This is a genomic window from Gammaproteobacteria bacterium, assembly GCA_013003425.1.
Lineage (GTDB): Bacteria > Pseudomonadota > Gammaproteobacteria > Steroidobacterales > JABDKV01 > JABDJB01.
On the sequence record JABDJB010000021.1, the window covers coordinates 1 to 7,707 of the forward strand.

Below are 7,707 nucleotides of genomic sequence, written 5' to 3' on the forward strand. Positions count from 1 at the left end.
CTCGTGGACCATTTCCTGGCAGGATTTCTGCCGGTTCCTTGCCAGGCAGGCGATAACGCGATCGTTACCGAATTCCTCGCCATCGGGTCGGGCGTACTCGAAAAAACCGTCGCTCATGACGACAAAAAAATCGCCTGGCTCGAAAATGATCGGCTGCGGATGACGCAGCGGCATGCCGTCTATGACGCCCAGCGGCATAGTCGACGGTTCCAGCGTTTGTGCATCATCGCCACGGAACAGCAGCAGCGGTCCCTGGCCCGTCGAGTGATAGTTGAGCGTGTGATTGTCAGCGCACAGAATGCCCAGGAAAGCTGTGACGAAACGGTTTTCGGCCAGGTCGTCGCACAGCTGCGCGTTCATCTCGGCAATGGTGTGATCGAGGTTGGCTTTCAGCCGTACGGCCATATGAACCATCGAGCGCACCTGGGTAACTGAAAGCGCCGGGCCAATGCCGTGACCTGTCGCATCGCCCAGCATAAACAGTGCGCTGGTTTCGTTCAGCGGAACGCCGTCGTACATGTCGCCGCCCGTTTCGTCAGCCGCCCGGTTCCAGCCGGCGATATCAAAATCCGGCAGCGACGGTAGTGACTTTGGCAGGGCGTCCTGCTGTATCTCGCGTGCTATAGCGAGGTCGCGATCGCGTTTTTCCTTTTCCAGCCGGTCGCTCATCCACTGGGCTCGCTGCAAAGCTACCGCGCACTGCGCCGCAAAAATTTCGCCGACACGTTCGTGCTCCGGCTGGAACACGCCATCGATGCGGTTGAGCAGCTGCAGTACGCCGACCAGCGAATCATCGAGGCCGACCAGCGGCAGCGTAATCATGCAGCGCGAGCGATAGCCGGTTTTACGGTCGATTTCCTGGTTAAAGCGCTCGTCGGCATAGCAATCGGGTACGTTGATGATTTTTCGCTCACGTGCGCACTCGCCGACGATGCCGGTCTCGATCGAGACGCGGATGTCCTGTTTGCCGGTGGCGACGCGCGAAACCAGCTCGTTGTCGTCGCGGTCGTACAGGAATACCGTGCCGCGGTCAGCGTGCAGCACCTCGCGCGCCAGGCGCACGACGCGTTCCAGTACATTGTCGAGGTTGCCTTCGCTGCTCAGCTGCTTTGACAGCTCGAGTACCTGCCACAGCTGTTCGGCGCTGACGTCTTCGGGGCGATCGCTCATCGCCAACCAGTGTAGGAGCGGCTTTAGCCGCGAACAAGGATTATTCCCGCACCGGTGGTCATCATTGCGCGGGGCCAGACTACCGGGGCTCATCATTGCGCGGGGCCCAGCTTTGCCTGTAGGAGCGGCTTCAGCCGCGAACAGGGACGAGCAATGTCGCGAGGTTGAGCGGGGTTTGCGGCTAAAGCCGCTCCTACAGTCGGGAACGCCATGGCGCGTGGGTCGAAGACGCGTCGCTACTACAGGATTCTGTTGCGCCGGTTATTAAGCGCGCAGGGTGCGGACGGGCGGGGTGTTCACCGCGCCGCGGGCGGCGAGCACGCCGCTGACCCCAACGATAATCACACCGGTTGCAATGCCCAGTAGCCACAAAACCGGGTCAAGACGGTAGTCAAGATTAAACAGCTGCGTGGCCGCCAGACCGCCGACTATGCTTGCGCCAAGCGCAGCAAACACGCCGGCAGCAAGACCCAGCGCGGCGAATTCTGCAGCTAAACCTGCAAAGACCGTGCCGCGTTTTGCACCGAAGGTGCGCAGCAGGGCGCTTTCGTAACGGCGTTCGTCGAGCGTGGCCTGCACGGCAGCAAACAGCACAACCAGTCCGGCAGCCAGCGTGAAAAGAAACACCGATTGCACGGCAAGCGCTGCTTTGTCGATCACCTGGCGCACCTGGTCGAGTATTGCCTCGATATCAATGATCGACACGCTGGGATGGGCGCGCACCAGTTCGAGCAGGGCGCCGCGACTGTCTTCCGGCACCCTGAGGCTGGTGATGAACGTTTTGGGGTAGTCGCGCAGCGAATGCGGCGTGAACACCATGAAGAAATTTGGCTGGAACGAATCCCACTTGACCTCGCGCAACGAACTGACTGTTGCCGTCAGATCAATGCCGGCGATATTGAAGGTGAGCACGTCGCCTGTGTCTACGCCCATTTCGTGCGCGGCCTCAACTTCGACCGACACCAGCGGCAGGCCGTTGTAATCGGGCGGCCACCATTCGCCGGCGGTAATGCGGTTTGTCGGCGACAGCGTCTCGCTATAGGTAAGATTCGCCCCGCGCCCGGCCAGCCGGCGCCCGCGTTCGCTGTCATAACTGCGTTCGGCCACTGCAGTACCGTTGACTTGTGTCATGCGCGCCCGCACCAGCGGCACAAATTCAGGGGTTTCCAGGCCGCCATTGGCAAGTATTGCCGCGACGCTGTCGCGCTCATCAGGCTGGATGTTGATGAGGAAGTTGTTTGGCGCCTGCTCGTCCAGTGTCGCGCGCCAGCCTGCGAGCAGGTCGTTGCGTACCAGCGTCAGCACCAGCAGCACCATTAGCCCTAAGCCAAAAGCAACGACCTGGATAGCGCTGTCACTGCCGCGTCGCGCGATGTTGGCAAGGCCGTAGCGCCACGCAACACCGACCCGGCCACGACCGCGCGCCAGTACGCCGACCAGCAGCCTGCCGATTGCAAACAGCACGACGCCGGCGATCAGCGTGCCGCCGACTATGATCACCAGCAGCATCAGATCGCGTACGGACCAGTACACCAGCAGCGTCAGCGCGGTCAGAGCCGCGCCATAAGTGAGAAACGCACCCGGCGGCGGCGGCGCAAGATCACGTCGCAGCACGCGCAGCGGGGGAGTAGTCGACAGCCGCAGCACCGAAGGCAGGGCAAATCCGGCGAGCAGGATCAGCGCGGTACCAAAACCCATGGCCACCGGTTTGAGTGACGGCACCGGCAGGTCGCTGCGCAAAATGCCCGCCAGCACCTGCGACAGGGCGCGCTCGGCGCCGTAACCGAGCGCGGTGCCCACAACGCTGGCTGCTACACCGATGAGAATTATCTGCGTCAGTGAACTTGTCACCACAAAACGCTGCGGCGCACCCAGGCTTTTCATCAGCGCGGCCGTGTCGAGCCGCCGCTCGGAATAACGCCGTGCCGACATGGCAATGGCGACGGCAGCGAGCAGCAGGCTGACGATGGAGGCCAGCGCGAGAAAACGGCCGGCGCGGGAAATTGCGTCGCTCAGTTCGCGCCCGGCGTCACCGCGGTCGCGCAGCCGCGCCGCCCCGGGCAGGCCGGGTTCAATCTCGCGAGCAAAGGCGCGTACCTGGTCGCGCGTACCGGCAAAAAGCTGCGCATGACGCACTCGCGAACCCTCGCCGAGCAAACCGGTGGCCGGTATGTCATCGATATTCATGATCAGCGCCGGTGCCAGGCCGGCGAAACCCGGTGTCTGGTCCGGCCGGTAAGTCAGCACGGCGCTCACTTTGAAAGTGGACGCGCCCAGTTCGACGGTTGCGCCGGTGTCGATGCCGAGGCGCGCCAGCACCGCGGTGTCCAGCCACAGTTCACCGCGCTCGGGGATACCGTTTGTCACGACGCCTTCGCGCAGCAGCGCCGGTGCAATGCGCATCGTGCCGCGCAGCGGGTAGCCGTCACTCACCGCGTTGACGGCCGCCAGCACGTTTTTGTCCCCATGAAATACAGCCGTAGGAAACGACAGCGTGGTCGCAGTGCGCAGCCCGCGCTCGCGGGCAAGCTCCAGCCGTTCAGGGCCGAGCGGCTGTGGTGAACTGACCCGCAGGTCTGCAGCCAGTACTTCAGCGGCCTGCAGTGCGACTGCCTGGCCAATGCGGTCGGTAAGAAAGCCAATCGCACTGACCGAAGCGACCGCAATGATCAGCGCCACGCCCAGCACCGCCAGTTCGCCGGCACGAAAATCTCGCGCCAGCGCGCGCAGGCCAAAGCGCACCGCTTTCATGCGTGCACCAGCCGGCCGGCGGCAAGGTCCAGCCTGCGATCGCAGCGCGCGGCGAGTTTTTCATCGTGGGTTACCAGCACCAGCGTGGCCTTTTCGATGTGGTTCAGTTCAAACAGCAGATCGACAATCTTGTCGCCTGTGGCGCTGTCGAGGTTGCCGGTCGGCTCGTCTGCAAACAGCACTGACGGGCGGCCGGCAAACGCACGCGCAATAGCCACGCGTTGTTTTTCGCCGCCGGACAGCTGGTTCGGGTAATGGCCGGTGCGCTCGGCCAGCCCCACCGCGGCAAGCGTTTCCAGCGCGCGGCGGCGCGGGTGCCTGGCGCTGTCCAGTTCCAGCGGCAGCATGACGTTTTCCAGCGCGGTCAGCGATGGCACCAGGTGAAACGACTGGAACACGAAGCCCACGCGTCTGGCGCGCAGCGCGGCGCGGCCGTCCTCGTCCAGCGTGCCCAGCTCGGTGTCATCCAGCCATACCTTGCCGCTGCTTGCCTCGTCCAGCCCGGCCAGCAGCGCCAGCAAGGTCGACTTGCCGGCCCCGGACGGACCACAGATGGCCACAGAGCGGCCGCGCTCGATATCGAAGCTGACGTTGTCGAGGATGGTCAGCCTTCCCTCCGGGCTGCTAACCTGTTTCGACAGGTTTTCGGCTTTTAATGCGATGAGCGCAGAGTCATTCATGAGATACGCTTTTATTACCCTGTTGCTGGTTACGTTAGTCGGCTGCGGCGCCGAGGCGCCGCCGGCAGCCGCGATGGCGAAAACGGTCAGCCAGGACGGGCCGGTCATCCTGGTCGTCGGCGACAGTCTCAGCGCCGGCTATGGTATCGAAGATGGCACCGGCTGGGTCGATCTGCTGCAGCAGCGGCTGGATCGCGCCGGCCACAATTACAACATCATCAACGCCAGCATTACCGGCGATACCACCTCCGGCGGGCTGACGCGGCTGAAACTGTCGCTGCAGCAGTTCGACCCAGTATTGGTCATCATCGAGCTCGGTGGCAACGACGGGCTGCGCGCGATACCGCTGCAAGTCGTGGAGAGTAATATCGACCAGATGATCGAGCAGTCACAGGCGGCCGGCGCGCGCGTCGCGCTGCTGGGAATGCGCATTCCGACCAACTATGGTGTGCGTTATACCGCGCAGTTTCACCAGATATACAAGGATGCAGCGAAGCGCCACGACGTGGCGTTTGTGGAGTTCTTCCTCGACGGCGTCGCGCTCAACCCCGACCTGATGCTGCCCGACGGTATCCACCCCAACGCTGCCGCCCAGTCCGTGCTGCTGGACAACGCCTGGCCGGCCATCACCGAGGCACTTGACGCATTATGAGTACAGCACTGATTACCGGCGCCTCGGCGGGTATCGGCACGGCGCTCGCAAGAGTTTTTGCCGAACACGGGCACGACCTTGTGCTGGTCGCGCGGCGTGAGCCACTGCTGCGTGAGCTGGCCGATTCACTGCACGGAGAATTTGGCGTGACGTGCACGGTGCAGGCGACCGACCTGGCCGCCGAGGGCAGTTGCCGGGAACTGTTTGATCGCGTGAATGCCGACGGCATCGAAGTCGAAATCCTGGTCAACAATGCCGGCGTGCTGAAGGGCGGGGCGTTCCGTCGCAGCGACCCGTTGGATAACGAAGCGATGATTGCGCTCAACATCGCTGCGCTTACCCGGTTGTCGCGGCTGTTTGTCGAGCCGATGGTCGCGCGTGGCAGCGGCCGAATCATGAACGTTGCTTCGCTTGGTGCCTTCCAGCCGGTGCCCTCGCTGGCGGTCTACTCGGCGACCAAGGCCTACGTGCTGTCATTTACCGAGGCGCTGGGCGTGGAGCTCACCGGCAAAGGGGTGACCACGACGGTGTTGTGTCCCGGTTTTACCGACACGGACATGGTGCGCGATGAGCAGGGACGCACACCGGTGGCGAAATCGCTGATCATGCCGACCGAACCGGTCGCGCGCGCCGGCTACAAGGCCTGCATGCGCGGCGACGCCATCGTGGTGCCGGGATGGGCGAACAGGATTGCCAGCTCCGCATCGCAGGTGGCACCCCGCTGGCTGGTGCGTGCCGTCAGCGGCAGAGCCGCGCGCGGCGGCCGCCGCTAGCGCCCGTGGGAGCGGCTTCAGCCGCGACTCCTCGCGACCATGTCTCGCGGAGGCACCCTGCGACAGGCCCTCGCGGGAGCGGCGGTCCTCGCGGGAGCGGCTTCAGCCGCGACTCCTCGCGACCATGTCTCGCGGAGGCGACCTGCGACAGGTCCTGGCGGGAGCGGCTTCAGCCGCGACTACTCGCGACCATGTTTCGCGAGGCAACCTGCGACAGGCCCTCGCGGGAGCGGCTTCAGCCGCGAATCTTCAGGAACCTGCAACGTCCGTTCGCGCCTGAAGGCGCTCCTACAGGATGGCGCCGGCGAGCAGGTGCACGGCAGCGGCAATGACTGCAAAGAACGTCAGAGCCATGCCGGTGACACGAAATCGCAGGTCTTCCGGTTGCTGGCTGATGCCGAAGGCATGGATGACACGGCCAGCCAGTAACGCAGCGCACAACACGTGAATCCAGGCACGGCTGTCGATCTGCAGCTCGAGAAAGTAGATCAGCAGCAAGGCAATCGGCACATACTCAGCAAAATTCGCGTGCGCGCGCATGGCGCGTGCCAGCAGCGGCTGTTTGCCAGTGCCGATGCCGACCTGCAGTTTGCGGCGCAACATGAGCGTGCGTACGGCCAGCCCGACAAAGATCAGCGCCAGGACAGCTGCGTAGATCGGGGTAATCAGCATGGATATCTCCTGTACAGAGCCGGGCAAGTCGATGCCCCGGGGCGGCGGATACAAATTGATTCAAACCGATACCCGCCAGAAACCAACATTTTGCCCCACCGTGTGACCATCCTCGACGTGAGGTTTTTAATTCAAATAATGACTGGGAGAGTTACATGCGATTCAGAGAAATTCTACTGTCCACCGCCGCAGCGATGGTCCTGTCGCTGGCCGGAAATGCCTATGCCGACGACGATGATGATGGGGACGATGACGACGACGGGGGTGGCAATGCTTACGCGCAGTGCCTGCGTACTGACCCGATCCGCTTCGACGGCACCATCGTTGAAGCCGCGCTGGCCACGCCTGAGCTGAGCACGCTCGCTTTCGCCGTGCAGGCAGCCGGTCTGGTTGACGTCCTCAACAGCCCGGGTCCGTTCACCGTTTACGCGCCGCTCGACAGTGCCTTCGAAGCTATACCCGAGCCAGTCCTGTCGGCCATCATTGCCAACGTCGATTTGCTGACCGCGGTGCTGACCTACCATGTGACGCCCGGCGAGAGCCGTCGTCTCGACCCGCGCCGCGTAAAGCGTTCGCGTGAAGTGGGTACCGTCGTAGGTCAGACCGTGTTCTACAACCGCTCCGACAGTGGCCCGCAGATCAACCAGTCCAACGTTGCCTGCACACCGGTGCGCACCAGCAACGGCACTGTGTGGCTGATCGACAGCGTGCTGCTGCCACAGTTCTGACCGATCTTCCAAGGGTAGACCTTGATTGCCGGTGTGCAGGATGCACGCCGGCTTTTTTTTGGGGCCATTGCATTGGCGGGCGACTTGCCCTGCGACAATGCTTCGTAGGAGCGGCATCCTGCCGCGATAGTGAATCGGACTTGCCTCGCGCCTGGAAGCCGCTTGTATGGTAACTGCGCCTGATATCTGGAGGATTAAAGGCGCCGGGATGGGAGGGACTTAAGCCGCTTCTGGCCTGTTGGCACAGACTGTAGGAGACATCGTCCCCATCCCCTCACCAA

General features: G+C 63.1%; 7 protein-coding genes. 3 read left to right on the forward strand and 4 right to left on the reverse strand.

Going from position 1 to position 7,707, the window contains the following annotated elements:
• The 3 genes from HKN06_04045 to HKN06_04055 form a co-directional block, all read right to left on the reverse strand.
• The coding region (locus tag HKN06_04045) for a SpoIIE family protein phosphatase (protein ID NNF60484.1) at positions 1-1,170 on the reverse strand (1,170 nt) is incomplete at its 3' end.
• A gap of 264 nt (positions 1,171-1,434) precedes the next feature.
• Complete coding sequence (locus tag HKN06_04050; protein ID NNF60485.1) at positions 1,435-3,921, reverse strand: FtsX-like permease family protein; 2,487 nt, start codon at positions 3,919-3,921, stop codon at positions 1,435-1,437.
• Entirely contained in the window at positions 3,918-4,601 is a 684-nt protein-coding gene (locus tag HKN06_04055; GenBank protein ID NNF60486.1) for an ABC transporter ATP-binding protein, read from the reverse strand. Before HKN06_04055 ends, HKN06_04050 begins: the two co-directional genes overlap by 4 nt.
• A gap of 73 nt (positions 4,602-4,674) precedes the next feature.
• Here HKN06_04055 and HKN06_04060 point away from each other — a divergent pair, with 73 nt between their 5' ends.
• Both HKN06_04060 and HKN06_04065 read left to right on the forward strand, forming a co-directional pair.
• A complete protein-coding gene (locus tag HKN06_04060; protein ID NNF60487.1) occupies positions 4,675-5,253 on the forward strand; it encodes an arylesterase in 579 nt (192 codons plus the stop codon).
• Positions 5,250-6,026 carry an SDR family oxidoreductase gene (locus tag HKN06_04065; protein ID NNF60488.1) on the forward strand — a complete coding sequence of 259 codons (777 nt, stop codon included), beginning with the start codon at positions 5,250-5,252 and terminating at the stop codon, positions 6,024-6,026. The genes HKN06_04060 and HKN06_04065 overlap by 4 nt, the downstream gene beginning before the upstream one ends.
• Before the next feature lie 288 nt (positions 6,027-6,314).
• On the opposite strand, the gene HKN06_04070 is transcribed toward HKN06_04065, so the two are convergent.
• Complete coding sequence (locus HKN06_04070) at positions 6,315-6,698, reverse strand: glutathione metabolism protein (protein NNF60489.1); 384 nt, start codon at positions 6,696-6,698, stop codon at positions 6,315-6,317.
• Positions 6,699-6,853: 155 nt separating this feature from the next.
• Here HKN06_04070 and HKN06_04075 point away from each other — a divergent pair, with 155 nt between their 5' ends.
• A complete protein-coding gene (locus HKN06_04075; protein ID NNF60490.1) occupies positions 6,854-7,426 on the forward strand; it encodes a fasciclin domain-containing protein in 573 nt (190 codons plus the stop codon).
• Positions 7,427-7,707: the final 281 nt, after the last annotated feature.